Annotated in this window: 24 protein-coding genes and 1 other annotated feature (1 of these 25 only partly in view); of the genes, 5 read left to right on the top strand and 19 right to left on the bottom strand. The window is 40.2% G+C overall.

What is annotated here, in order from left to right:
* Window positions 1-409 precede the first annotated feature (409 nt).
* A complete protein-coding gene (locus I592_RS01805) occupies window positions 410-1,276 on the bottom strand; it encodes a LysM peptidoglycan-binding domain-containing protein (RefSeq protein ID WP_016250182.1) in 867 nt (288 codons plus the stop codon).
* Between the two features lie 14 nt (window positions 1,277-1,290).
* The gene (locus I592_RS01800) at window positions 1,291-1,869 is read right to left on the bottom strand and encodes a hypothetical protein (protein WP_010781946.1); all 579 of its coding nucleotides are present in this window, start codon (window positions 1,867-1,869) and stop codon (window positions 1,291-1,293) included.
* Window positions 1,870-2,130: 261 nt separating this feature from the next.
* Here I592_RS01800 and I592_RS01795 point away from each other — a divergent pair, with 261 nt between their 5' ends.
* Window positions 2,131-2,445 (top strand): helix-turn-helix domain-containing protein, encoded by a 315-nt coding sequence (locus I592_RS01795; protein ID WP_010781947.1) that lies wholly within the window; start codon window positions 2,131-2,133, stop codon window positions 2,443-2,445.
* 614 nt (window positions 2,446-3,059) lie between these two features.
* Here the strand turns inward: I592_RS01795 and I592_RS21885 are convergent.
* From I592_RS21885 to I592_RS01775, 4 genes are all read right to left on the bottom strand, one after another.
* Window positions 3,060-3,230 carry an HAD hydrolase family protein gene (locus I592_RS21885; protein ID WP_244265143.1) on the bottom strand — a complete coding sequence of 57 codons (171 nt, stop codon included), beginning with the start codon at window positions 3,228-3,230 and terminating at the stop codon, window positions 3,060-3,062.
* Between the two features lie 337 nt (window positions 3,231-3,567).
* A complete protein-coding gene (gene ytpR, locus I592_RS01785; RefSeq protein WP_010781948.1) occupies window positions 3,568-4,179 on the bottom strand; it encodes a YtpR family tRNA-binding protein in 612 nt (203 codons plus the stop codon).
* A 210-nt stretch (window positions 4,180-4,389) separates the two neighbouring features.
* Window positions 4,390-4,845 carry a universal stress protein gene (locus I592_RS01780; protein ID WP_010781949.1) on the bottom strand — a complete coding sequence of 152 codons (456 nt, stop codon included), beginning with the start codon at window positions 4,843-4,845 and terminating at the stop codon, window positions 4,390-4,392.
* A 9-nt stretch (window positions 4,846-4,854) separates the two neighbouring features.
* Window positions 4,855-5,172, bottom strand: a complete 318-nt coding sequence (locus I592_RS01775) for a thioredoxin family protein (RefSeq protein WP_010781950.1) — start codon at window positions 5,170-5,172, stop codon at window positions 4,855-4,857.
* A gap of 289 nt (window positions 5,173-5,461) precedes the next feature.
* On the opposite strand from I592_RS01775, the gene I592_RS01770 reads away from it, so the two are divergent.
* On the top strand, window positions 5,462-5,797 hold the full coding sequence (locus I592_RS01770) for a hypothetical protein (RefSeq protein WP_010781951.1): 336 nt from the start codon (window positions 5,462-5,464) through the stop codon (window positions 5,795-5,797).
* 42 nt (window positions 5,798-5,839) lie between these two features.
* Here I592_RS01770 and I592_RS01765 read toward each other — a convergent pair whose 3' ends face one another.
* The 3 genes from I592_RS01765 to pepV form a co-directional block, all read right to left on the bottom strand.
* Window positions 5,840-6,733 (bottom strand): SDR family oxidoreductase, encoded by an 894-nt coding sequence (locus I592_RS01765; RefSeq protein ID WP_010781952.1) that lies wholly within the window; start codon window positions 6,731-6,733, stop codon window positions 5,840-5,842.
* Window positions 6,734-6,929: 196 nt separating this feature from the next.
* On the bottom strand, window positions 6,930-7,862 hold the full coding sequence (locus I592_RS01760; protein WP_010781953.1) for a nucleoside hydrolase: 933 nt from the start codon (window positions 7,860-7,862) through the stop codon (window positions 6,930-6,932).
* 133 nt (window positions 7,863-7,995) lie between these two features.
* A complete protein-coding gene (pepV, locus tag I592_RS01755; RefSeq protein ID WP_010781954.1) occupies window positions 7,996-9,408 on the bottom strand; it encodes a dipeptidase PepV in 1,413 nt (470 codons plus the stop codon).
* Window positions 9,409-9,707: 299 nt separating this feature from the next.
* Between pepV and I592_RS01750 the strand changes: the two genes are divergently transcribed.
* Together I592_RS01750 and I592_RS01745 are read left to right on the top strand one after the other, a co-directional pair.
* Window positions 9,708-10,547, top strand: a complete 840-nt coding sequence (locus I592_RS01750; protein WP_010781955.1) for an NAD(P)H-hydrate dehydratase — start codon at window positions 9,708-9,710, stop codon at window positions 10,545-10,547.
* 4 nt (window positions 10,548-10,551) lie between these two features.
* Window positions 10,552-10,986 carry an acyl-CoA thioesterase gene (locus tag I592_RS01745; protein WP_010781956.1) on the top strand — a complete coding sequence of 145 codons (435 nt, stop codon included), beginning with the start codon at window positions 10,552-10,554 and terminating at the stop codon, window positions 10,984-10,986.
* A 41-nt stretch (window positions 10,987-11,027) separates the two neighbouring features.
* Here I592_RS01745 and I592_RS01740 read toward each other — a convergent pair whose 3' ends face one another.
* The 5 genes from I592_RS01740 to I592_RS01720 all read right to left on the bottom strand — a co-directional run bounded on the left by I592_RS01740 (window position 11,028) and on the right by I592_RS01720 (window position 17,001).
* Window positions 11,028-12,377 (bottom strand): APC family permease, encoded by a 1,350-nt coding sequence (locus I592_RS01740; protein WP_010781957.1) that lies wholly within the window; start codon window positions 12,375-12,377, stop codon window positions 11,028-11,030.
* Between the two features lie 246 nt (window positions 12,378-12,623).
* Window positions 12,624-13,625: an NAD-dependent epimerase/dehydratase family protein gene (locus I592_RS01735; protein ID WP_010781958.1), complete on the bottom strand. Its 1,002-nt coding sequence runs from the start codon at window positions 13,623-13,625 to the stop codon at window positions 12,624-12,626.
* Window positions 13,626-13,663: 38 nt separating this feature from the next.
* Complete coding sequence (locus I592_RS01730; protein ID WP_010781959.1) at window positions 13,664-14,869, bottom strand: glycine C-acetyltransferase; 1,206 nt, start codon at window positions 14,867-14,869, stop codon at window positions 13,664-13,666.
* Window positions 14,870-15,646: 777 nt separating this feature from the next.
* Complete coding sequence (locus I592_RS01725) at window positions 15,647-16,573, bottom strand: aldo/keto reductase (RefSeq protein WP_010781960.1); 927 nt, start codon at window positions 16,571-16,573, stop codon at window positions 15,647-15,649.
* A 125-nt stretch (window positions 16,574-16,698) separates the two neighbouring features.
* On the bottom strand, window positions 16,699-17,001 hold the full coding sequence (locus I592_RS01720) for a hypothetical protein (RefSeq protein WP_010781961.1): 303 nt from the start codon (window positions 16,999-17,001) through the stop codon (window positions 16,699-16,701).
* Between the two features lie 159 nt (window positions 17,002-17,160).
* Here I592_RS01720 and mafR point away from each other — a divergent pair, with 159 nt between their 5' ends.
* Window positions 17,161-18,609, top strand: a complete 1,449-nt coding sequence (gene mafR, locus I592_RS01715; RefSeq protein ID WP_010781962.1) for a global transcriptional activator MafR — start codon at window positions 17,161-17,163, stop codon at window positions 18,607-18,609.
* A 9-nt stretch (window positions 18,610-18,618) separates the two neighbouring features.
* Here the strand turns inward: mafR and I592_RS01710 are convergent, their stop codons facing one another.
* The 5 genes from I592_RS01710 to infC form a co-directional block, all read right to left on the bottom strand.
* A complete protein-coding gene (locus I592_RS01710) occupies window positions 18,619-21,174 on the bottom strand; it encodes an HAD-IC family P-type ATPase (protein ID WP_010781963.1) in 2,556 nt (851 codons plus the stop codon).
* A 165-nt stretch (window positions 21,175-21,339) separates the two neighbouring features.
* Window positions 21,340-21,468, bottom strand: coding sequence for a hypothetical protein (locus tag I592_RS22120; RefSeq protein WP_010781964.1), 129 nt, complete (start codon window positions 21,466-21,468; stop codon window positions 21,340-21,342).
* Between the two features lie 208 nt (window positions 21,469-21,676).
* Window positions 21,677-22,036, bottom strand: coding sequence for a 50S ribosomal protein L20 (rplT, locus tag I592_RS01705; protein ID WP_010781965.1), 360 nt, complete (start codon window positions 22,034-22,036; stop codon window positions 21,677-21,679).
* Between the two features lie 61 nt (window positions 22,037-22,097).
* A complete protein-coding gene (gene rpmI, locus I592_RS01700) occupies window positions 22,098-22,298 on the bottom strand; it encodes a 50S ribosomal protein L35 (protein WP_010742869.1) in 201 nt (66 codons plus the stop codon).
* A 73-nt stretch (window positions 22,299-22,371) separates the two neighbouring features.
* Window positions 22,372-22,896, bottom strand: a complete 525-nt coding sequence (gene infC / locus I592_RS01695) for a translation initiation factor IF-3 (protein WP_010747120.1) — start codon at window positions 22,894-22,896, stop codon at window positions 22,372-22,374.
* Window positions 22,897-22,923: 27 nt separating this feature from the next.
* Window positions 22,924-23,011: a sequence feature (ribosomal protein L20 leader region), on the bottom strand (it continues 40 nt past the right edge of the window).

The following is a 23,011-nucleotide window of genomic DNA, read 5'->3' as shown; positions in this document are numbered from 1 at the left end:
AGAACATGACAATTAATTTGCTGATCTATTTAAACTCAATTCTTGATAGGGTAGAACAAACCATCATTAATTACATCAAATTTATCCACTATCCTCGGTTTTTTATTGTTTTTTTATTCAATCAAATTGAAGAAAATGATCGTAAGAATAAGGCAGCAGAAATAAGCAATTTCAACTAATCCTATTCTCTTAGTAATACTTTGAAAGACCAATAAAAATAATTTTTCTCTATTTATTTAGGTAGTTCATTTAGTTCACATTAAGAAATAAATTCTTTTCTACTGATTAGATCTTTCATAAATCAACTAGAGAAAAACTGTGGGTACCATTCAAAAACTGAATGGCATCCACAGTCTAAACTATCTATTTTTTTAATATAGTACTTCTTATGAACAGTTAATGAGCGCGTCTACTCCCAGGACATTACGCCATAACTTCCTGTAATTCCTTGCATCAATAAATTGTCTGCGTACCCTTCAATAAAGGTAGTTGCTTCTGCTTCTGTTGAAAACAAACGCGCTCCCTTTTCAATATTTGTCGATTGGTCATCCCCCTCGGAGACGTAATACCACACGGTATATTGAACTTGCGGTTCTGGTTTTGGTGTTGGTGTTGGTATCGGAGCAGGCGTTGGGTCTGGTATTGGAGTGACATTTGTTCCCTCTCCATCATTAGGGGTTCCATTAGACGAATTTTCATTGTTTGTTGATCCATTCCCCTTACTATTTTCAGTACCAGATGGTTTAGATGCACCAGTATCAGCCGATTCAACAGTAGATGGATTCTGTGTACCTGAAGCAGCATCTGTAACCTGTGAAGGCTGACTGACAGATTCACCAATTGGTTGATTAGGTACTACCTTATCCGCTTCAGTAATAGATTGTTGATCCGTTATGAAACCATTTTGATTTTGAACAGTCACTACGTTACCTTCAAACACCAACTTGTTTCCTGCATAAATCAAATTGTAATTTCCAATGCCATTCAACGAAGCTAATTTGTCCATGGCAACGTTCGTTGCCAATGAAATACCGCTTAACGTGTCTCCCCAGACAATAGTATATTCTTTTTTCCCTTCAACATCTTTTTTGATTTGATCAATTGATCGTGCTTCCCATTTACCATCAGTTTCGGATGCTTGCATATCTTGTCCATTTAATATAAAAAAACCTCCAATTACAGTGGCACTTGAGATCAACATCTTTCCATATTTTTTTCCAAAGTCTTTTATATTTTCAATAATCTTTCGCTTCTTTATATCCCGTCTCTTTTCCATCATAATTCCCCTTATTAAATGTTTTTTTCTTTTGAAGTCACAACACGAATCCTTTTTTTATGATTTTCGCTAGGATCCCCTTCCAATTTCTTAGATAATTCTTCACTTCTCTTCTTGTAATGGGTGCAGCCCATTTTGAAATACTCAACTTGATGTTCTAATCTTTTAATTTCACGGTTCATTCGTCCAATAATCTGTTCAAGGTTATGACTATTATTTATTCGTAAACGTTTCTCAACACCTTCCAAACTTTCACATTTTTCTTCGCAACCTTCGCAGATTGTAAAAAGTTCTTTATCAATAGCTATTTGCGAAACCGAGTAATTACCACACCATTCACAAGTCATTTCACTAGCAAGTTCTGATTCGTATAAGATATTTTGAACCTGAGAAAGACATTCATTTGGCTTTAAGTCGGCGGTGAGAATAAGAATACCTTGCTTTTTCTCCACTCGTTCAATCGATACACCAAATTTGCTAAGTTCCTTTTCAGCATTTACTAATATTCGATACCAGCCGTGTCCTATCCGGTGGCCAAACCTAATAAGAGCCAAACAATTTAAGTTTTCGTAATTAATCGAATGTTCTTCCATCAGTTATCTCCCTCTCAAAAATTCATATTTTTTAGTAATCAATCACTATCAAATTTGTAAATTAACTACTCTATCCACATTTCCTTATATACAAAGAAACCTAGTAGAGACATATCTCAATTACTACAAAAATAATATACTATATGAATAGGTTTTTTAAAACCTATATTTAGTAAAAAAATAAAAAATTTAGGATATTAAAGACCTAATAAAACGACTGACAAACCTTTAATCTTTAACTAATGAAAGGTTGTGGGACCGATGCTTAGCGCAAAAGTAGCAGCAAGAATAAAAGAGTTGCGTTTACAAAATGGATTGACTCAGGAAACTTTGGCTGAGTTAGCTGGACTAGATCTATCCTACTTAGGAAAAATTGAACGGGGACAAATTGAGAATATAAAAATTGAGACACTTGATAAAATTATTAAAGCATTCAAGATTGACTATCCTTCTTTCTTTGCCTTCAAAAAGGAAGATAATGATATCAGTAGAATAATTCATGATTTGAATTCTATAGATAAACGAAATGATATAATTAGAGTATTTAAGCAGATAATAGCGATTAGTAAAAATTGAGGATTACTTGTTTATTAAATTTATAAATCAACGTACATACCTCTACATTTTCCTTGTTTTCGACATAATAAAGATGTGGCAGAATAGCATCCTCTTCTCATTCATTTATGAAGAATTAATCCTTAAATAGACGCACAAAGAAGCTGCAGAAATTATCCGCAGCTTCTATTTATTTCTAATCCAATTGATGTTACCCATTGCCATTATGAGGCTAAAAATATTCTGTTCGACATGCCCAATCACCTCTCATTGGGATGTTGCTAAATTCAAAATCATAGATTACTTCCCGTCTTCTATGATTGAGTTGATCTTGTCGTGCACGTAAACGATCACTCTACTGTCCATTTTGTAATGAAGCTAAACCAACTTTAAATTCAATCCTAATTTTAGCGCCATGTTCCTTCGATTTCGTATAATCGTTCAACACCTTCAGCTTCGTTTCAAGAGTTGCAGTATAGCGTAGATTCCACATATCGCATAGTATCCGTTTTTTTTCATAAACTCGAATTAGGCTTCTTTGAATTGCTTTTGAAACAACAAAAAAAGGGGAATGATTAATAAATGAAATCCCTCTTCAGTTTTCGGCGAAGTGTATTCAAAAATATGTATTAAGATCAAATCCAGCTTAATTTCTTGCACGCTTTATAGATTCCGTCATCGACAGTTAGATCCGTTACATAATCCGCCAGTCCCTTTAATTCGTCCACCGCACTACCTATTGCGATAATAGTCCAGCTCTTATCAAACACCACCAAATCAATCATGTCATCGTTAAAGACCACCACATTTTTTTATGGTCGGTTAAATAATCAAAACATCCAGGATGCCCTGCTTCTTATTGCCATGTTGATGCTCGCATATTCTTAAACAAAATGCAGCTTAGCGAACTTTTTCGGTTCAGGGAACAGATTATCCTGCTCGTTGGATAACGCCGAGTAAAACTTGAAGATGTCCTTCACCCCACCTATGCTAAAAAGTCGAATCAATGAAATGCTTTATCGGTTCTTGTTTTGATCTATATAAGTGATCGCGATTTTCGACTGTTAGATTCCACAAGAATTCTCTGAAGAATCATTCGCTGACAGCCTATTCAGAGGAGAAATTATCCGCCAAATTTGTTTTTTATTTCCCTATTTCGAACAGTTCCCCTGTTTTAGCATCGTCGTCTAAAACGAGAATGCCTTTTTTCTCAGGTGCGTTTGGCAGGTGTAATTCTTTGGCTGAACAAATCATCCCAAAGCTGTCTACGCCGCGTAGGTTCCCTGGCCAAATCATTTGCCCGTCTGGCATCATCGCGCCTGGTTTTGCGACAACGACTTTTTGTCCCGCTTCAATATTTGAAGCACCGCAAACGATCTGCAAGGTTTCACCGCCATCGACCTCTGTTTCCGTGATATGCAGATGGTCTGAATCTGGATGGTCCACGCAAGTCTTCACATAGCCCACCACAAATTTTGGAGAAAGGTCTGCTGCTAAGCGCTCTTCAAAGCCGGCACGTTTCAATTGTTCATTCAACACGTCAATGTCTTTTTCTGTTAGCGCCACCTGACCATTTCCATGGATCATTAAGTAGTCTGAAACATTGAAAAAATTCCAAGCAACGGTTGTTCCTTCTTTTGTTTGGATGCGTGCGACATTCTCTTTACGCTCCGCAATGTTTTCTTTATTTTCGTCATTTTTGACGATCACCATTAATGTGTCGCCAACATTTTCTTTATTATACGCAAAAATCACGTTTATACCTCCAGTCATAGTCCTCTCGTATCTTAACAAATCTAGTGGGACTTTTGCATGAGAGTTTTTTCATTTCTAAAGTTGTGAACTAGCTTTATGAACACTAAAGCAAAAATTAGAACGTATTTGTTGAGAAATTTGAGACTGTCACGTTCCTCTCATAGGCGTTCGATTCTTTTTCTCCAAATAAAAAGCTGGTTAGACCAGCTTTTATTCGGCACTTGGATGAACGATCAAGACATCGCAAGAGGCTTCTTTGATCACGTAGCTGGCTACACTGCCGGTCATGAAGCGTTCTACAGCATTCAACCCCGATTGCCCAACCATCACTAAATCAATGTTGTATTTTTCCGGCAATGTTTTAGCCATTGCTTCTTTGGCAGAACCATATGCAATGATCCCTTCGATCTTCGTATAGCCGAAGTCCTTGCCGATCGCTTTACATTGATTGATCAATTCTTTTGCATCCGCAGCCAATTGATCCATAATATTCTCATTTAAAGGCGAATAGCTCATAAATGTATAGATTTGATGATCGATCACATTCGCTACATAGACCGTTCCTTGGTTTCGTTTAGCAACGGCCAACGCTTTTTTGAAAGCCTCTGTGGCTTGATCGCTGCCATCGATCCCAACTAAAATATTTTGATATGATTGTGTGAACATGACAATCTCCTACCCTTCCACTCGTTGCAAGAAGCCAGCGATTTCATCCTTTGTTTTACGATTTTTATTGACCAATCGACCCAATTCTTCTCCGTCATTGACTACGACAAAACTAGGAATCCCAAAGATACTCCACTCGGCTGCCACATCAATGTACTCGTCCCGATCCACTTGAATAAATTGAAATTGTGGAAACATGGATTCGATCTCCGGCATTTGTGGTTTGATAAAATTACAATCGCCGCACCAATCCGCAGTAAAGAAGAAAACATTCTTCCCTTTTTCTGCATAACCAGCTAGTTCTTCGATACTTTTAGGGATAATCATTTCGTCACGACCTTTTCTTTTACTACCTCCAATTATACACGTTTCATTCTTTTTGAGAAAGAAGCTTACTTCAAGACAGCCTTTCGATGGTCGGATAGTTTTACAGCTCTCTCACTCAGCCTTCGATTATTTTGTCTGTAAGAATGGCATATATTTTTCAATTTGCTTTGCAACAATGGTAGAATAGAGCGTAGACAAAGAACAGACAGGGATTAAGGATGTCTGATCCTAACATAGACATAGAAATTTCATGATCTATCACGAGAAAGCAAGGAGGTTACACTGTACCATGGAAAAAGCAAAAAAATTCGCGCAAGGTCTCGCGGTAGGGTCATCCATTGGCTTAGCTGCTGGAATTGCCGCAAATCACTATTACAAAAAAAATCAAAAAATGTCTCCAGACAAAATCTTAGACCAAATCAAAGCAGACTTTTTAAAAGAAGGACCGATCGAAGGTTCTTGGATCTCTTTCGATACGGAGCATCTTCAAAAATTTGCGATTACGATGGATGTTCTCTCAGGTGGGATCACTCGATCCGAGGATGATCAGTTAGTCGCTTACGAATTCAAAGCAGATGCTAAAACAGGGGCTGTTTTAAGTATCGATCGTATCATCAATGACTAAAAAAGCGTATGCCGTAATCCTGGCATACGCTTTTGCTTTCTTCTAAAGATTGATTGGTTCCCCGCCGGTCACTCCGTAAATTTGAGAGGTAACGTAGCTGGCATCATTTGATGCTAGGAAAACATACACTGGCGCTAATTCTGCAGGCTGGCCCGCACGCTCTAATAATGAGTCTTGACCAAATTCAGGCAAGGCTTCTTTGGGTTGTCCGTGATCCAACTGCAACGGCGTCCAGATCGGGCCAGGAGCCACACCGTTTACCCGAATGCCTTTTTTCGCTAGCTGACTGGCTAAACTGACCGTGAAATTCGCGATCGCTGCTTTGGTTGACGCATAATCCATCAAATGATCACTTGGATTGAATGCTTGAACAGACGTTGTTGTAAGGATGCTGCTTCCTGCTGGCAAATGTGGCAAGGCTTCTTGCACGATCGCAAACATTGAGACAATGTTTACTTTGAACGTATCCTCCACTTGCTGAACAGGCAATTCCTCAATAGATTCTCGTGAAATTTGTTGCGCGGCATTTAATACAAGTGTATCTAGACCGCCGAATGCTTCCACCGTTTTTTCTACCATTTCTTTTGGTGCATGATCTTCACGCAGATCATATGGCAGTAAGAGGGATTTTCTCCCAGCTTTTTCAATATATTCAGCCACTTCTTTCGCGTCTTTATCTTCCCCAGGGAAATAATGGATCGCAACATCAGCGCCTTCTCGCGCATAGGCGATCGCAGCCGCACGGCCAATCCCAGAGTCCCCTCCGGTGATCAATACGCGTCGATTTTCTAATTTCTTGCTTCCGACGTAGCTGTCTTCGCCACAGTCTGGTTTAGGTGCCATATCGTCTTGCAGTGCAGGAGTATCTTGGTCTTGTTTCTTAAATGGACGCTCGTGAAACATTCTTCTTGGGTCGATCAAGTTCGGTTCGTTCATCGTCTCTCCTCTTTCACACGTTAGATTTAATTTTCTTAGGATAATTTCCTTCGATTTTTATGCCGTCAATCATTCCAATGATTTTCCACTTTCACAGCGTGAACTGGCAGTCAGAAAAAGTTAGAATATGGAACTGGCATCTTCACTTCCTAAATACAACCCTACGTGATATTTTCAGAAATTGACAATTATCTGCTTAACGCGACGAAGATTCCTTTATTTTTGCAAAAGTATCGACAAACCACTCCTCAAACTGCTTTGGCTCTACACTTAGGGCAACTTCTGCATTGGCTGGCAACTGGAGATACCCTTCCAGATCAATCAATGACGCGCCATACGTCAATGAGGGTACAGTCTCGATCTCAACCCTTGTAGAAGTAAGTTCAAACATGTCTGGTCTTACAATCAAAGCGATGGCAAGAGCATCATACATATTTAGCCCCTCTTGGTAACTGCCGCTGCGGTATTTCGTAAATAACTGGTAAACCATTTCCCCAATCTCCCCGAAGCTTCTCACCTTATTTGTGATCTCCGGTAAAATTTTTGCTTGATCGCCTACTTCCAGCGGCGCAACTTGAATGGGCACACCGCTATTGAAGACGATTTTGGCCGCTTCAGGGTCTGCTGCAAAGTTAAATTCTGACAAAACGCCGTAATTTCCACGGCCCAAACTGCCGCCCATGACGACGATGCGGTCGATCTTCGCTAAGTCTTCCGGATAAAGATGAAGGAACAACGCGATATCTGTCAATGGGCCAATACCCACTAACGTCGTTTTTTCCTCTTGTCGGACGACCTCATGCATCGCCGCCACTGCGGTAAGAGAATCCTCTGCAAAAACAGTAGCAGGCGGAAAGTTATAGCCGTCCATGCCAGATTCGCCATGGATCTCACTAGCATCGATCGCTTCTCTTAAAAGCGGCCGATCACTCCCTACTACAACTTTCGGTGCTTTCTTATATAAGGTCAGTAATTTCTCTGTATTGGCTTTTGTATGTGCCAGACTGACATTTCCGAAAATAGGACAAATCAATTTGATCTCCAACTCGTCGCTAAATAACGCCAGTGCAATCGCTACTGCATCATCGATCCCAGGATCAGTACTAATAATTAATGGTCTTCGTGTCATTTTTACACTCCTTCTCTTCATGAATGAATCCCTCTCAAAAATCATACAATACCTGCGGCTATTCTGCCAATCAAGAGGCGGCATACAAAAAAGCCACTTACAATTTTTCATTGCAAGTGGCTTTTCTAAAAATCTATTTTACCAAACGATAGATGGCATCTGCATAAATGACTGCAGAATTCAAAATGTCTTCAACTGACATGTACTCATTTGCTTGGTGCATTGTATCTTCGAAACCTGGGAATTGAGCGCCGTAAGCAACACCGCGTTCTAGTAAACGACCGAATGTTCCGCCGCCGATAACTTTTTCTTCCCCTTTGATACCTGTATGTTCTTCAAACGTATCTAGCAAAGTAGCTACCAATGGATCATCCGCTGGGACATAATGAGGCAGCATGTGGTGCGCGCCTTCTGTCACTTTCACGTCTGAACCGAATAATTCTTCTAATTTTGCTTTGATTTCGTCATTCGTCGTACCTTTAGGGTAACGGAAGTTCAATGTAACATGGTTGTCGTTGTCTTGACCATCTTTGAAGCTGAAGATCCCAGCATTCATGGTTAATTCGCCCATTTTTTCATTGTTGAAATCAACGCCTAGTTTTTTACCATATACATCTTCATGGATATAGTTTGCGCTGTTTTCGATGAAGGCTTTTGCCCCTTTTTCGAAATCATAGTTGTTCAAGAAGACTGCTAAGAAAGTACCAGCATTTGTTCCTAATTGAGGAGAAGCACCATGTGCTGCTTTTCCGTCTAAGTGTAAAGTAACAGTTGAACCAGCAACATCTGCTTTTCCGCTGACTGGGTTGTTTTCGACATAGTCTGCAAAGTCTTTCGCTAATTTTTCAGCAGCGTCTGCATCGGCAACTTTCACTTCTGCCATTGCATTTCCGGGAACCATGTTTTCACGAAGACCTGCTTCGAAATTCACTAACACATAGGATGTGCCGTTTGTACCATCAAAGTGAGGGATCATCGTTACATTCCCTTTTTCACCATTGATGATTGGGAAATACGCATCTGGTGAAAAGCCAAAGTCAGGTTTTTCTTCATGTTCGAAGTAGTAATCCATATCTCCCCAGCCGCTTTCTTCGTCCGTGCCGAAGACAAAACGGATTTTTTTAGAGATTGGCAAGCCTAATTCTTTGATGATTTTTACTGCATAGTAAGCCGCAACTGATGGGCCTTTGTCATCGCTTGAACCGCGGGCATACAATTTGCCATCGCGAATTTCTGGTTCGTAAGGATCTGAATCCCAACCGTCGCCAGCAGGTACCACGTCTAAGTGACCGAAGATTCCTAAAGTTTCATCGCCATCACCATAATCAAAGTGGCCGGCATAGTTGTCGACATTTTTTGTTGTGAAGCCATCGCGTTCTGCGATCTCCAGCATTTTTTCCAATGCTTCCACCGGTCCAGGTCCGAATGGTGCTTCTTTTGTTACTTTGTCGTCTTCACGTTCACTTTTGATACGCAATAAAGTGAATAGATCTGCTAATAGATCGTCTTTGCGTGCTTCGACCTCTTTCTTAAAATCGATTGTCATTGAAAGATTCCTCCTTATTCGTTTTAAAGAATTAATTTTTCAGGAAAAATTAGTGCCATTCGAATGCAGGTCATCTTTTTTTAAATACGCCAAAGCGTAAAGAAAAACGGGCAAAGTTGAATGGACATTCTTTAATTTAAACCACTCTAATGATAGCATTCTATTCAATAGAATAAAAATGAAAACTCTTTAAGAAATGCTAGGAAAATTTCTCCTTTTTCCCTTATAATGATACCCATAGCGAGTTTTGTTTTACTCTTCCTACTGAAACTAATCATTCAACGAAGGCAGGTGGCTCGATGGTTCAATTGAGCGAAAACATTTTACATAAAGTCATCACGAAACGACCGGAAATTTCTCATAAAGGAACGTTTGGACGGGCCGTGTTGATTGGCGGCGATCACCAATATGGCGGCGCGATCATTATGAGTGCCGAGGCTTGTATCAAGAGTGGTGCTGGTCTCACAACAGTCATCACTGCAGAAAAAAATCACGCACCGTTGCACACGCGTTTACCTGAAGCAATGGTCGTTGATCTTAGTGAATCACAGACGATCTATGATGTCCTAGATACCGCAGATGTCATCTTGATCGGACCAGGTCTTGGATTAGCCAAGGAAGCACTAATGCTTTTAAAATATGTCTTAAAAAATCAAAAAGAAGACCAGTGGCTAGTAATTGACGGGTCCGCTATTACTCTATTCAGCGAGCAAGAACTCGAACTAAAGGTTGCTGACCACACCATCTTCACTCCTCATCAAGCCGAATGGGAGCGGCTGAGCGGACTAACGTTTGTACAGCAGACAGACGAGAATAATCGTGCCCAGCAAGCCTTGTTAGGGGCGCGAATCGTTTTGAAAAGTCATCGAACGACCATCTATGACGAAGCGGTCGCTTATTATCAGAATCCGCTCGGGAACCCTGGCATGGCTACTGGCGGTATGGGAGACACCCTGGCTGGTATGATCACTGGATTTTTAGCACAATTTGAAAAAAATACCGATACGATCGGTGCAGCTGTTTATCTTCATAGCCTAATTGGCGATGCATTAGCTGAAAAAAACTATGTTGTTCTTCCCACTGCAATCAGTGAAGCCCTGCCTCACTACATGAAAAAATACGCCGTTGAAAGGAAATGACCTAATGGAAAAATATCCCGGCTATCTTCGTAAGCCCTTCTACTACGAAACAGATAAGATGGGCATCATTCATCACTCAAATTACATCCGCTGGTTTGAAGAAGCCCGTGTGGATGCTCTGACCTTTATGGAGTGTCCCTTTGAGAAAATCGAGGCTGATGGCATCATGATCCCTGTATTAGGTGTCAGCTGCGAGTATAAAGAAATGGTTCGCTTTGGAGATCAAATTTTGATCCAGCCAATCGTCACGAAATATACCGGCACGCGCCTAGACTTCGAATACCGCGTCTACAATGGTGAAAAATTGGTCACTACAGGCACAAGTCGGCATTGCTTTATGTCTTATGAAACCAATCGTCTAGTCCATCTGAAGAGAACGCACCCTGCGCTGCATGAATTATTTTTGACTTATTATGAAACAACCAAAGAAGACGTTTAAAAAACACGCTCCGATGATGGGAGCGTGTTTTTTATCGTTTACTATTTGTATTTTTTCTTCAAGTACATATAGAAAGGAATACCCAATGCTGTGATCAGAATACCGATCATCGCTAATTGGAATTGGTTGATCAACGTCATTACTAAGATAAAGAGTCCACCAATGATCGCAACAATTGGAATGATTGGGTAAAGCGGCACTTTGTAAGGACGAACCAAATCTGGTTCTGTTTTTCTCAATTTGATAACCGCGATAAATACGAGTGTGTAGAAGATCCAGATTACGAATACTAACATATCTGTCAGCATATCGAAGCCGCCGATCATCATCATACCGATAGCGATTACTAATTCCAAAATCCCTGCAATGTAAGGAACTTGGTTTTTATTCAGCTTCACTAATTTATCAGAGAATGGCAATTGTTTTTCAAGACCCATTGTATACGGCAAACGCATACCAGTCATGGTGTAGCCGTTGATCGTCCCGTAAACAGAGATCAAAATACCGATTGTTACTAACTTACCGCCCATGCCGCCAAAAATCGTGTTGGCTACTTGCATCGCTGCATTGTCATTTCCAGCTAAGTCAGAAATATTCATCGTACGTAGGAAAGCAAACTGAACCAATAGATAAACGACCATGATCCCTAAGATTCCGCCGGCGATGGCACGAGGAAGGTCACGTGCTGGTTTTTTCAATTCTCCAGCGATATTTCCAACGTGAATCCAGCCATCATAAGCGAACATTGTAGCTAATAGACCTGCACCTAAAGCTGGAGCAAACCCACCAACAGCAGGACCCGCAGTAACTGGGAACAAGCTTACCGTTACATCACCCCGACGCATCAATCCGAAGATAACGATCAATGCCAAAGGAACAAGCTTACAAACTAACGTGATTGATTGGAACATCCCGCCGGCTTTTGATCCCAAGAAGTTGATCAGCATGATCGAAGTCGCAGCAACGATCGCGATCGGCACTAATAATGAAGGACTCATACCGAACAAGTTGATAAACTGTGTTGAAAAAATGATCGCCAAAGCGGCTACATTTGCCGGGAAATAAATAATTACTTGCGCCCAGCCTAATAAGAAACTCCAGAATTCTCCATACGCGCGTTCGATATAACGCAACATCCCGCCTGTTTCTGGGATTGCTGCAGCTAATTCCGCACCCGTCAATCCGGCACAGACACTGATCAAACCACCTAAGAACCAAGACAACATGTGTAAACTGGTGGAGCCTGTCACTGCAGCAACACTGGCTGCTTTAAAGAATACCCCTGCACCGATTACAGTACCCATTACTGTCGAGAGTGCCGGGAAGAACGTCATCGTTCGTTTCAATTCACCTTTTGGCGAACCAACGACTTCTGTTTGGTCGACTGCCATAAATTTTCCTCCTTAAAATTCGAAGCGACTGTTTGTTCACTTCTTAACTTGACATCCAAAACAAATAGTAAAAGTTATTAGACAATAGAAATAAGACAAAAAATTGCGATATACCAAGGGTTCAATAACTTTCTTTATTTGTTCGGACATTATTTTAACATGGAGAAAGAAAAAGGGAAACGTTATTTTAAACATTTCCTTTTTTCTTATTTCCCCCTCATGTTCTATTAAGAAATCCTTGCCATTTTATGAATTGACTTTATCAAAAGAAATCTTTGTTTCTACACCTTCAGCCTTAAATTTTGCTGATAAGCGTTCTAACATTTCATCTGTCATTTTATCTAAGTCAAAATTAGGACTGAAATCCCATTCTTTACGAGCATCACTATCATCGATCGAATTTGGCCAAGAATTAGCGATTCCTTGACGAACTGGATCTACATCATACTTCATTTCAAAGTCAGGAATACGACGGCGAATTGACGCTGCAATTTGTTCAGGTTCAAATGCCATTGCCGTAATGTTGAATGAATTGCGGTGTTCCAAGCGATCTGCATCCGCGTTCATCAATTTCACGATTCCTTCGATCGCGTCATCCATGTACATCATATCCATATAAGTCCCTTTGTCGATGAAGGATGTGTATGATTTGTTTTTCAATGCTTCATAATAAATATCTACCGCGTAATCTGTTGTACCGCCGCCAGGTTCCACTTTGTATGAGATCAGGCCTGGGAAACGAACCGAACGGCTGTCCACATCATACTTATCATGGTAGTAATTTTCTAATAATTCACCTGCAACTTTTGTTACTCCATACATGGTTGTAGGGTGCATCACTGTATCTTGCGGTGTGTTGTCTGGTTCGCAGTCTGGACCATAGGCTGCAATGGAAGATGGTGCGAAGAATTTTGTTTTCGGTCCGATTTCACGTGCAACTTCTAATGCATTCATTAATCCTGTCATGTTCAAATTCCATGCAAATGCTGGACGTTTTTCAGCAGTTGCAGATAATAATGCTGCTAAATGGATGATCGTATCCACTTCATAACGTTTAGCGATATCTAAGAAGCTGTCATAGTTCGTTACATCTAATTCTTCAAATTGACCATTTTCAACAACTGGGCTGCCTTCAACAGTACGAATATCTGTTGAGATAACATTTTTGACACCTAGATCGTTGCGTAATCTTTCTGTTAATTCTGAACCGATTTGTCCTAATGCGCCTGTGATCAATACTTTTTTCATGAATGTCTCTTCCTCTCTGTCTCTCGTATAGTTGGTTTTTATTTGACTGTTTCTTTGATGATTCCTAATTCTTTACCGACTTTTTCATATACTTTGATAGCATCGTCTAGCATTTCTTTCGTATGTCCCGCATTCGGCATGTTCCGCACACGACCTGTTCCTAATGGCACCGTTGGGAATACGATAGGTTTTACATAAACACCGTTTTCTAATAGTTTCTTAGAGAACTCTTGCGCTAATTTTTCGTCACCGACGATTACTGGGGTAATTGGTGTTTCTGATTGACCGATATCGTAACCGATTCGTTTCAATTCGTCTTTAAAGTAATTGGCATTTTCCCACAATGTATCCACATATTCTGGATGTTCTTCGATTAAATCAATTGCTTTGATACAAGCACCAGCAGCGCCAGGCGTTAAAGAGGTAGAGAATAAGAATGGGCGTGCTTGCGATTTCAGCCAAGTGATCAATTGTTTTGTACCAGCCACATATCCGCCGACAACACCGATCCCTTTTGATAATGTCCCCATTTGGAAATCGATATGATCTTGCATATCAAAATGTTTTACTGTTCCGTGACCATGACCCATAACACCTGTACCATGCGCATCGTCCACATAAGTAATGACATTGTATTTTTCGCAAATTTCTACGATTTCAGGAATTTTTGCTACGTCGCCGTCCATTGAGAAGACACCGTCAGTAATATACATCACCTTGTTGTATTCGCCGCTTTCTGTCGCAGCCTTTGCTTTCGCTTCTAAATCTTCCATATCTTGATGATTTACACGAATGATCTTCGCACCAGATAAACGACACCCGTCAATAATAGAGGCATGATTCAATTCATCTGATAAAATCGCATCCCCTTTTTTCATTACTGCTGAAATGGCACCCATGTTACAGTTGAAACCAGATTGGAACGCGATCGCTGCTTCCGTTCCTTTAAATTCAGCGATTTTTTCTTCTAATTTTTGGTGAATGTCTAAAGTTCCATTGATTGTTCGAACAGCGCCTGCGCCTGCTCCGTAATGTTTTGTTGCTTCTACGTCTGCTTCGATCATTTCAGGTCGAGTAGCAAATCCTAGATAGTTGTTAGAAGCCAGGTTGATCATTTTTTGGTCATTGACAGTAATGATTGGACCATTGCTTCCCTCCAAAACATCAATAGTGTTGAACAATCCTTTTGCTTTTAGATCTTCCAAGTTCGTTTCTAGAAATTGGTCAAGAACTTTTGAACTCATAACGATTCTCCTCCATACTTGTTATTGCGCAAACCGATTTGTTATTTTTTCCACTCAAGCAAAACGAAAAGCTGAGTTGTTGTTTGCGCTTTCGTAACTTACACCCTTAGTTTATAAGCGATTGATAACGTTTACAACTTTAACACTTGACAATTCTTTGAATTATAATAAAAGTTAGAAAGTTTCTAATTGATTTTATTTAATAATTGAATATTTAGTTTTTGGGTTCTCTTCAAATAGACTATTTTAAAATGACAAATAGCAAGATTATAAAGTTCATATATTCACAATAAACCCCCAAAACGGCTTCGATAATTTTTAATATACCTTTAAAAGCTAGTATACCAATCGCTATAAAATCATTTTGTTAACGATTACAATCACAACTTCTACTTTGTTGTGTTTTTACTGGTTCAAAAACAGCCTCTTCCCCCTCCCTCCATCCTTCTAATCATTTTCAAATAAAAACCGTTATTATTTTCATACAAAAATGCAAATTCATCTTTTTTTATCAGATAACCCAAAAACAGTATGAAATTCTTATTAAAAAAGTGCTCTTTCGCTTTGTCGCGTAACTCCTTTTCTTTTAGTTGATAGACCCGAGTCTTCTTTTTTGAAGCAACCTTTCTTTGATTGGTCTCTCGTTATTTCGTAAAAAACTTTCTATTATATAGAAGAATAATCTGCTTGCTGCTTATCTATTTGTCTTCAACAAAAAACCTTCTCAGTGGTAGAAGAGTTCTACCACTGAGAAGGTTAGTAAACAGGTATCACTTATTACGGCAAATCATTTCCTGCCGCAAAGTACACATCGTACCATTCTTGTTTCGTCAAGGTCACATCGCCGCCCGCTGCGCTTTCCTTGATTCTCGTCGGATTCATCGTACCAAGGATCACTTGCATATTCGCTGGATGGCGTAAAATCCAAGCAGTTGCGATCGCGTTTTTGTTCGTGTTGTATTTTTTAGCTAGTGTCGCTAATAACTCATTCAATTCTGGGAATTTCTCGTTATCCACGAAGACGCCTTCGAAGAAACCATATTGGAATGGTGACCACGCTTGGATCGTCACACCTTTGCGACGAGAAAATTCTAGTACGCCACCATCATGATCGAAGGAACGTGTATCGGTCATGTTCGTATGCATGCCATAATCGATCATTCCTGTGTGCATAATTGAAAACTGCAGCTGATTGATCAATAATTTTTGATCAACATGAGATTGCAGCAACTGAAATTGTTCTGGATTAAAGTTAGACACGCCGAAATGACGTACTTTTCCGTTTGCTTGCAACATGTCAAAGGCCTCTGCGATTTCTTCCGGTTCCATCAATGGATCTGGCCGGTGCAATAAATAGCTGTCTAAGTAGTCAATACCCATCCGTTCTAAGATGCCATCTACAGAGTCTAGTAAATGTTGCTTTGAAAAATCATAGCGCTTGTCATCGCCTGTGACAATGCCGCCTTTTGATTGAATAAAGAAGTTGTCACGAGAAATTTTTGCTTCTTTTAAAGCTGCACCAAAAACTTTTTCTGATTTTCCATCGCCATACATATCTGCTGAATCGATGAAGTTGATTTTACTTTCTAATGCTGTCTCTAAAACCTCTGCCGCTTTTTGTGGCGTTAGCGCTGCCATTCGCATGATCCCTAAAGCAATCGCTGAAGTTTCCCAATAGCTGTTCCCGATTTTTCGTTGTAACATCGTGTCCATCCTCTCTGATAAAACATTTTTACTTACCTATAGAAGTATAGACTATTTTAATGATAAAAAAAATCCCAAACTCTTGTGAGTAAGGGAACCTTCTTCTAAACGAGTAAATCCTTCGACTACAATACATCAAATACGTCGACGCTGACTTCCGTATGTTTGATGTCTGGTACAAACCATAATGCGTTCCATTCGGGCAAACTTCTTTCAAAACGCGTTCTTTCCTCAAACTCTTCCCTCGAATTGTAATAGATATCTAACACGATATAGACATCTTCTCCATCCGTTCGTTGAAACATCTCAATTTTTTGATTGGTTACCTCTGAATGAAACTTGGGATTGCGGCCTGATTCAGCAAATTTTTCCATTAATTCAGGTAAATCTTTTTTAGTGGTTCGATACGTAAACACAACTTTGATCATAATGATTTCCCTTTCTTCTATAATACTTTAACTCAGAACTTCAGCCTACTTTACCATACAACCAAAAAAAACCCTACTTTATATACCCACTCGAATAAGGTGCAGCTTGACCTACCCCGCCCTTCTTTCGTATGCTTATTTTTGAAGGAGGGTTCCTCTATGTATTCCATGTTAAAAAAAATCATCACTGAAAAAGATATCTATCGTCAAATTTTACTTTTAGAGCAACTTCTCAACCATTCACAGTTAACAGCTAAAGAATTAGCAAAAAAAATCGGTACTACGGAACGAACGATTTTTTCTGATCTCCAGCTTATTCGAGGGTACTTGCCTGAAAATTGGCAATTAGATTCTGATAACAACGGCATTCGATTAACGGCCCAAGAACATTCCCTGACTAATGAACTTTGGGAAGCCTTCTTGCCGCATTCCGTGAGCCTGCAGTTGGTCAAAGACCTTTTTTTCACCAAAGAATTGAATGTTCCGCGATTTCTTGATGAGACGGGTGTGTCCTATGAAACACTCAAACGTCAGCGAACCAAAATCAACCGCCAATTGCAGCCATTTAATATCAAGATTCGCTTAACGTCAACAAGTGCCTATCTCACAGGTGAGGAAAGTGCGATCCGAATTTTTTATCATCGTTTGTTGGTACCTTTCACTCACAACAATTACTTTTTTGAAGATTATTCCATCCACGAGGAGCACTACCTGTACTTTTTGACCAAAGACCTCAAGGAAGAGCTCACGGTGGATACCGAACAGATTTTTGGAATTTGCTGGTTTTTTATCAATAGCATTCGCATCAAAGCCGGATGTCCCATTGATAATTTTTCTTTTAACGCCAACGATCCTTTGTTTAGTCTTTATGGTCCGCTTTTAAAGAGGCTTTACGAAAAAGAAGGTGTTTACTTGCGAGACGAAGAAATCTTTTTTGCTTTTTTCTGCTTTTTAGAAAGCTGGAACTACAATAATTTTCTAGGAAATCGGGTCTCAGAGGTTTTGAAGACTGAGTATTCCGAATTACGTGAGAAAGCGGAGCAAACCGTCCAAGAAATCGCCGACGAACTAACGTTGAAATCGCTGCTCCAAACTAATCTTTCCACAAACATCTTACTGCTGTTATTAAAATATGCAGAATCGCCTACTTTATCGAGACAATTTCAATTAGAATACCAGGAACTGTTGGTACAAAGAAATGAAGAATACACCATTTTAAGCGAGAAGAGCACGCTGCTGTTTAATAGCCTGCCGCAATTTTCTACTATCGGGGATCAAACGTACTTTATCAACCTTTTCTCTCTATTGAGCCAGCAGGCAATTTTTATGATTCAGCCCCATATGCGGACCGTCTTCTTTGTATTTCAAGGAGAACCTGCCTGGAAAGCCTTTCTACAACAGGAATTAGATGATCTTTTGGGAAAACGGATCAATTTGATTCCGCTCGAGCCTTCGCAACTGGATGGTCTGCGAGTCCATTCGGGAGATATGATTCTCTCAAATATTCCATTGGATTCTACGCCATTACCAGTACTCTATATTTCTACGATGCCAACAAAAAATGAGCTCAGTCAATTGACTGAACTCACCTCTCGTTCCTATTTATAAGCAACTCGGTTAGTCATTTTGGTAATGACTGACCGCTTTTTCTTTTCTTTGGAAAATCCCTTTGCTGATTCGCTTCTCGATTTCTACAACCAAGAATAATAGGAACGCATTTCCAGCAATAATCCCTTGTTGGACCATACTAAGTGCGGTCGTTCCAATTAATTGTTGTCCAATTGGTAAGAAGACGACGCCTAATTGAAGAACAAAGAGGATTCCTAATGAAAGGAACAAGAATTTATTTTCGAAGAAACGACGATTAATTGCCCGATCAAACATTTCACGACAATTGATCATATAGACTGCCTGTCCCAAAACGATGCTTTGTAAAAGAATCGTCTGTTGCAGTGCCGCTCCCTCGAACTGCATCGATAAGAAATACGCTGGGATCATGATCAACAAGGACACATACAGGATTCTGAAGAAACTATATCCTGACAGAATCCCCATCTTCGTGTCTCTTGGCGGACGTTTCATCGTGTCATCACTTGCTTTTTCAAAGCCTAATGCGTAAGACAGCGTGATGGTCGTCACCATGTTGACCCATAAAATCTGGATTGGCGTCAATGGCAATGGTTGATTCATCAGTAAGGCTAAAATTACGATTAACCCTTGTGCCAATGCAGTTGGTAAAAAGAAGTTAATTGTCTTTTGAAGATTATCAAAAATCCTGCGGCCTTCTTTGACCGCTTTTACGATCGTGTAAAAATTGTCATCCGCTAAGACCATATCGGCTGCCTGCTTACTGACCTCACTGCCTTTGATTCCCATAGCGATTCCAATATCTGCTTGCTTCAAAGCGGGTGCGTCATTGACCCCATCGCCAGTCATCCCCACAATTTCCTCTTTCTTCTGCAAGGCTGTTACGATACGCAATTTGTGATCCGGTGTTGTCCGAGCGAATACATCGACTTTTCCAACAACCTCCGTTAACTCTTCATCCGTCAGGCCATCAATATCTGAACCTTCAAGTACTTTGGATGTGTGCTTCAAGCCAATTTGCTCACTGATTGCTTGTGCGGTCGCCTTATGGTCGCCAGTGATCATTTTCACTGAGATGCCCGCCTCCTGAGCCTGGGCTACTGCACGAATCGCGCTTTCCTTCGGCGGATCAATGATCCCTGCCAACCCAGCAAACGACAATCCTTCTAGTGCGTCATGTGTCAATTCATCATTAGAGGATACTTTCTTGTAAGCAAATCCCAAGACTCTTTGACCTTTACTAGCTAAATCTAGACCGCTTTTCTCCCATTTGGCTTTTTCTTCCGTGGACAATGCAGATTTTTCCAATAGAACCTCTGGGGCACCTTTAACAAAAATCACCCGTTCCTCATTCTCATCATGCATCGTTGCCATGTACTTGTAGCTTGAGCTGAAAGGAATTTTACCTAAAACAGGCTTTAATAGCTGCTCGTCTTCTGCTACATAATTCAGCAATGCTAATTCCGTTGGATTTCCATGGATCTCTTCTATTTTCTGACTGTCTTTCGTCTTCAATTCTTGCGTGTTGTTCATAATTTCTTTGACTATAGGCAACTCGTCCGTTACAACTTCCTGTACAGTCATCTCATTTTTCGTAAGTGTTCCTGTTTTATCCGAACAAATGACAGTCATTGATCCTAACGTTTCTACTGCTGGCATTGCTTTGATGATGGCATTCTCATCCGCCATTTCCTTCACGCCCATTGACAAGATCATGGTCAAAACGGCTGGCAGTCCTTCCGGGATCATCGCAACGATCAAGGCAATACTTGCCGAAAACATCAAGCTCCAATCCATCCCGTACCTGAAACTTGTAAAGAATAACAGGAAAACGATCAATGCTAAAATGCCGCGAAAGATTTGCTTGTTTAATTGATGCATCTTTTTTACTAACGGTGTTGTCTGCGCTTGGATCGATTGCAGCGCATGATTGATTTTTCCTATTTCAGTAGCATCTCCAGTCTCGACCACTAAACCACGTGCTGAACCAGTCTGTACGAGTGTTCCAGAAAAAGCCATGTTCAACTGATCTCCCGCCTGTGCCTCTTGAGAGATTGCTTCCACTGATTTTTCAACAGCTTCAGATTCCCCCGTCAAGATAGACTCTTCTACAGCAAGATCATGAACCTCGATCAAACGTAAATCAGCAGGGATGATATCCCCGGCCTTTAAAACGACGACATCTCCTTGAACTAAGGCTTCAGAATCAACCGTTATCGGCTGACCATCATCCAAAACGGTCGCCTCTTGTCCCATCATTTGCTTTAATCCATCTAAAGACTCTTCTGCTTTGCGTTCTTGCCAGTAACCGACAAATCCGTTGACGATCACCACTAAGAAAATAATTCCGCCTTCAACCACTTCACCCGTCGCAAATTTCAGCAAAGCAGCGGCGATCAATACGATCATTAACAGATCGGTAAAATGCTTACCAATTTTTCGCCACAGTTTGACCTGCTCCTTTTCTGCCATCTTATTCGGTCCATGATTTTCTAAACGGGCTTTACGTTCTTGTTTATTTAATCCCGTGGGTTTCGCTTCTAGTTTATTCAAAACTTCTTCAGTTGATTGTTTATACCACTTCATATTCATTCCTCCATCTCATTCATCTGATACCTTAAGTATACGGATTTCTGGCATTTTTTAAGGTCGATAATTTCATGGAGCCCTGAAATAATTGTGTTTACGACAAAAAACAGTCACGCACCAAATGAAATGGCACGTGACTGTTCAATGATTAATAGAAAAAGATTAATGCAAAAAGTTTTGCAGATCGTCCCCGTATTCATCAATCTTCTTCGTTGTGAAAATAGTTCCTGCAACCAATACGCCGCCTACGACCAATGTGCTGGCTACCATAAATTTAAACAATGTTTTCATGCTATTTCCCTCCTAATACTTCGTTTATGACCAAAGAAAATGAAACAGTACAACGAAATAACCGTTCAAGTTATTCTATGTATTAACCATAGCACAAGTGTTTCAATGTATCTTCTAATATGCTTGCGCACACGTGCCTCTTGCTCTTCATTCAGACAATAAAAAAAGCCCGCTCACAAGAGCAGGCTAAAAGATTGTTTCGCAACAATTATTTGTTTAATGAATCTTTTGCTTGGTCAGCTAGTGCAGTGAAAGCAGCTGCATCGTTAACTGCTAAATCAGCTAACATTTTGCGGTTGATTTCGATACCGGCAACTTTAAGACCGTGCATTAATTTTGAGTAGCTCAAGCCGTTCATACGAGCTGCAGCGTTAATACGTGCAATCCACAATTTGCGGAAGTCGCGTTTCTTTTGACGACGATCGCGATATGCGTAGTTGTATGAATTCATTACTTGTTCTTTAGCTGTTTTAAATAGAGTGTGTTTAGAACCGTAGTAACCTTTAGCTAGTTTTAATGTCTTTTTACGACGTTTACGAGTTACAGTTCCACCTTTAACACGTGCCATGTTTAATTCCTCCTAATAAATAAATCATTGAATTTTTAAAGTTGTAAAGCGGGTTGCGCAATTATTTCATGCGTGCCAATTGTTGGCGGATACGTTTGTAATCGCCTTTTGATACCATAGACGCTTTACGTAATTGACGACGTTGTTTTTTTGTTTTACCGTGGAAACGGTGACTTGTAAATGCGCGGAAACGTTTTAAACCGCCGTTACCGGTGCGTTTTACACGTTTTGCTAAACCGCGATGTGTTTTTTGTTTTGGCATGACTAAAATTCCTCCTACTTTTCATTTCGCATACTCTTTAACCAGAGTCAAAGATGCATTCTCAAAATTATTGCTAGTCTTTCTTCTCTTTCGGTGCAAGCACTAAGAACATGCTACGTCCGTCCATCTTCGCTTTTTGTTCCACTGTCGCGATATCGGCAGTTTCTTCAGCTAAGCGATCAAGAACTTTTTGACCAATATCTTTGTGGGTAATGGCACGGCCCTTGAAACGGATCGAAGCTTTCACTTTGTCGCCTTTTTCCAAGAATTTACGTGCATTACGAAGTTTTGTATTAAAATCGTTCACGTCGATTGTTGGGCTCAAACGAACTTCTTTAACGTTGATCACTTTTTGCTTCTTGCGCGCTTCACGTTCTTTTTTCTGTTGTTCGAAGCGATACTTCCCATAATCCATAATACGCGCTACAGGCGGTTTCGCACCAGGAGCTACTAGGACTACATCAAGGTTTGCTTGTTCAGCAATTTTTAAGGCTTCAACTTTTGATTTAACACCTAATTGTTCGCCGTCTTGTCCGATCAAACGTACTTCACGTGCACGAATGCCGTCGTTAACCATCATATCCTTTGCTATGGTCATTCACCTCCAAAATTTTTGAGAGAAAAAAAGCAAATAAAAAAACGAGTTCTTTACGAACCCGCACGTAGTCGACTCATCGAAAAGATCAGTCATTAACTATCTAGCCCAGCGAGAT

The organism is Enterococcus gilvus ATCC BAA-350, from assembly GCF_000407545.1.
GTDB classification, from domain to species: Bacteria; Bacillota; Bacilli; order Lactobacillales; family Enterococcaceae; genus Enterococcus_A; species Enterococcus_A gilvus.
The sequence above is the reverse complement of the archived record's forward strand: the minus strand, read 5'-3'. Positions and strand labels throughout refer to the sequence as shown.

Coding starts and splice junctions, on each gene's coding strand:
- I592_RS01805 (WP_016250182.1), bottom strand. CDS start 1,276: ATGGAAAAGAGACGGGATATAAAGAAGCGAAAGATTATTGAAAATATA.
- I592_RS01800 (WP_010781946.1), bottom strand. CDS start 1,869: ATGGAAGAACATTCGATTAATTACGAAAACTTAAATTGTTTGGCTCTT.
- I592_RS01795 (WP_010781947.1), top strand. CDS start 2,131: ATGCTTAGCGCAAAAGTAGCAGCAAGAATAAAAGAGTTGCGTTTACAA.
- I592_RS01780 (WP_010781949.1), bottom strand. CDS start 4,845: ATGTTCACACAATCATATCAAAATATTTTAGTTGGGATCGATGGCAGC.
- I592_RS01775 (WP_010781950.1), bottom strand. CDS start 5,172: ATGATTATCCCTAAAAGTATCGAAGAACTAGCTGGTTATGCAGAAAAA.
- I592_RS01770 (WP_010781951.1), top strand. CDS start 5,462: ATGGAAAAAGCAAAAAAATTCGCGCAAGGTCTCGCGGTAGGGTCATCC.
- I592_RS01765 (WP_010781952.1), bottom strand. CDS start 6,733: ATGAACGAACCGAACTTGATCGACCCAAGAAGAATGTTTCACGAGCGT.
- I592_RS01760 (WP_010781953.1), bottom strand. CDS start 7,862: ATGACACGAAGACCATTAATTATTAGTACTGATCCTGGGATCGATGAT.
- pepV (WP_010781954.1), bottom strand. CDS start 9,408: ATGACAATCGATTTTAAGAAAGAGGTCGAAGCACGCAAAGACGATCTA.
- I592_RS01750 (WP_010781955.1), top strand. CDS start 9,708: ATGGTTCAATTGAGCGAAAACATTTTACATAAAGTCATCACGAAACGA.
- I592_RS01745 (WP_010781956.1), top strand. CDS start 10,552: ATGGAAAAATATCCCGGCTATCTTCGTAAGCCCTTCTACTACGAAACA.
- I592_RS01740 (WP_010781957.1), bottom strand. CDS start 12,377: ATGGCAGTCGACCAAACAGAAGTCGTTGGTTCGCCAAAAGGTGAATTG.
- I592_RS01735 (WP_010781958.1), bottom strand. CDS start 13,625: ATGAAAAAAGTATTGATCACAGGCGCATTAGGACAAATCGGTTCAGAA.
- I592_RS01730 (WP_010781959.1), bottom strand. CDS start 14,869: ATGAGTTCAAAAGTTCTTGACCAATTTCTAGAAACGAACTTGGAAGAT.
- I592_RS01725 (WP_010781960.1), bottom strand. CDS start 16,573: ATGTTACAACGAAAAATCGGGAACAGCTATTGGGAAACTTCAGCGATT.
- I592_RS01720 (WP_010781961.1), bottom strand. CDS start 17,001: ATGATCAAAGTTGTGTTTACGTATCGAACCACTAAAAAAGATTTACCT.
- mafR (WP_010781962.1), top strand. CDS start 17,161: ATGTATTCCATGTTAAAAAAAATCATCACTGAAAAAGATATCTATCGT.
- I592_RS01710 (WP_010781963.1), bottom strand. CDS start 21,174: ATGAAGTGGTATAAACAATCAACTGAAGAAGTTTTGAATAAACTAGAA.
- I592_RS22120 (WP_010781964.1), bottom strand. CDS start 21,468: ATGAAAACATTGTTTAAATTTATGGTAGCCAGCACATTGGTCGTAGGC.
- rplT (WP_010781965.1), bottom strand. CDS start 22,036: ATGGCACGTGTTAAAGGTGGAACTGTAACTCGTAAACGTCGTAAAAAG.
- rpmI (WP_010742869.1), bottom strand. CDS start 22,298: ATGCCAAAACAAAAAACACATCGCGGTTTAGCAAAACGTGTAAAACGC.
- infC (WP_010747120.1), bottom strand. CDS start 22,896: ATGACCATAGCAAAGGATATGATGGTTAACGACGGCATTCGTGCACGT.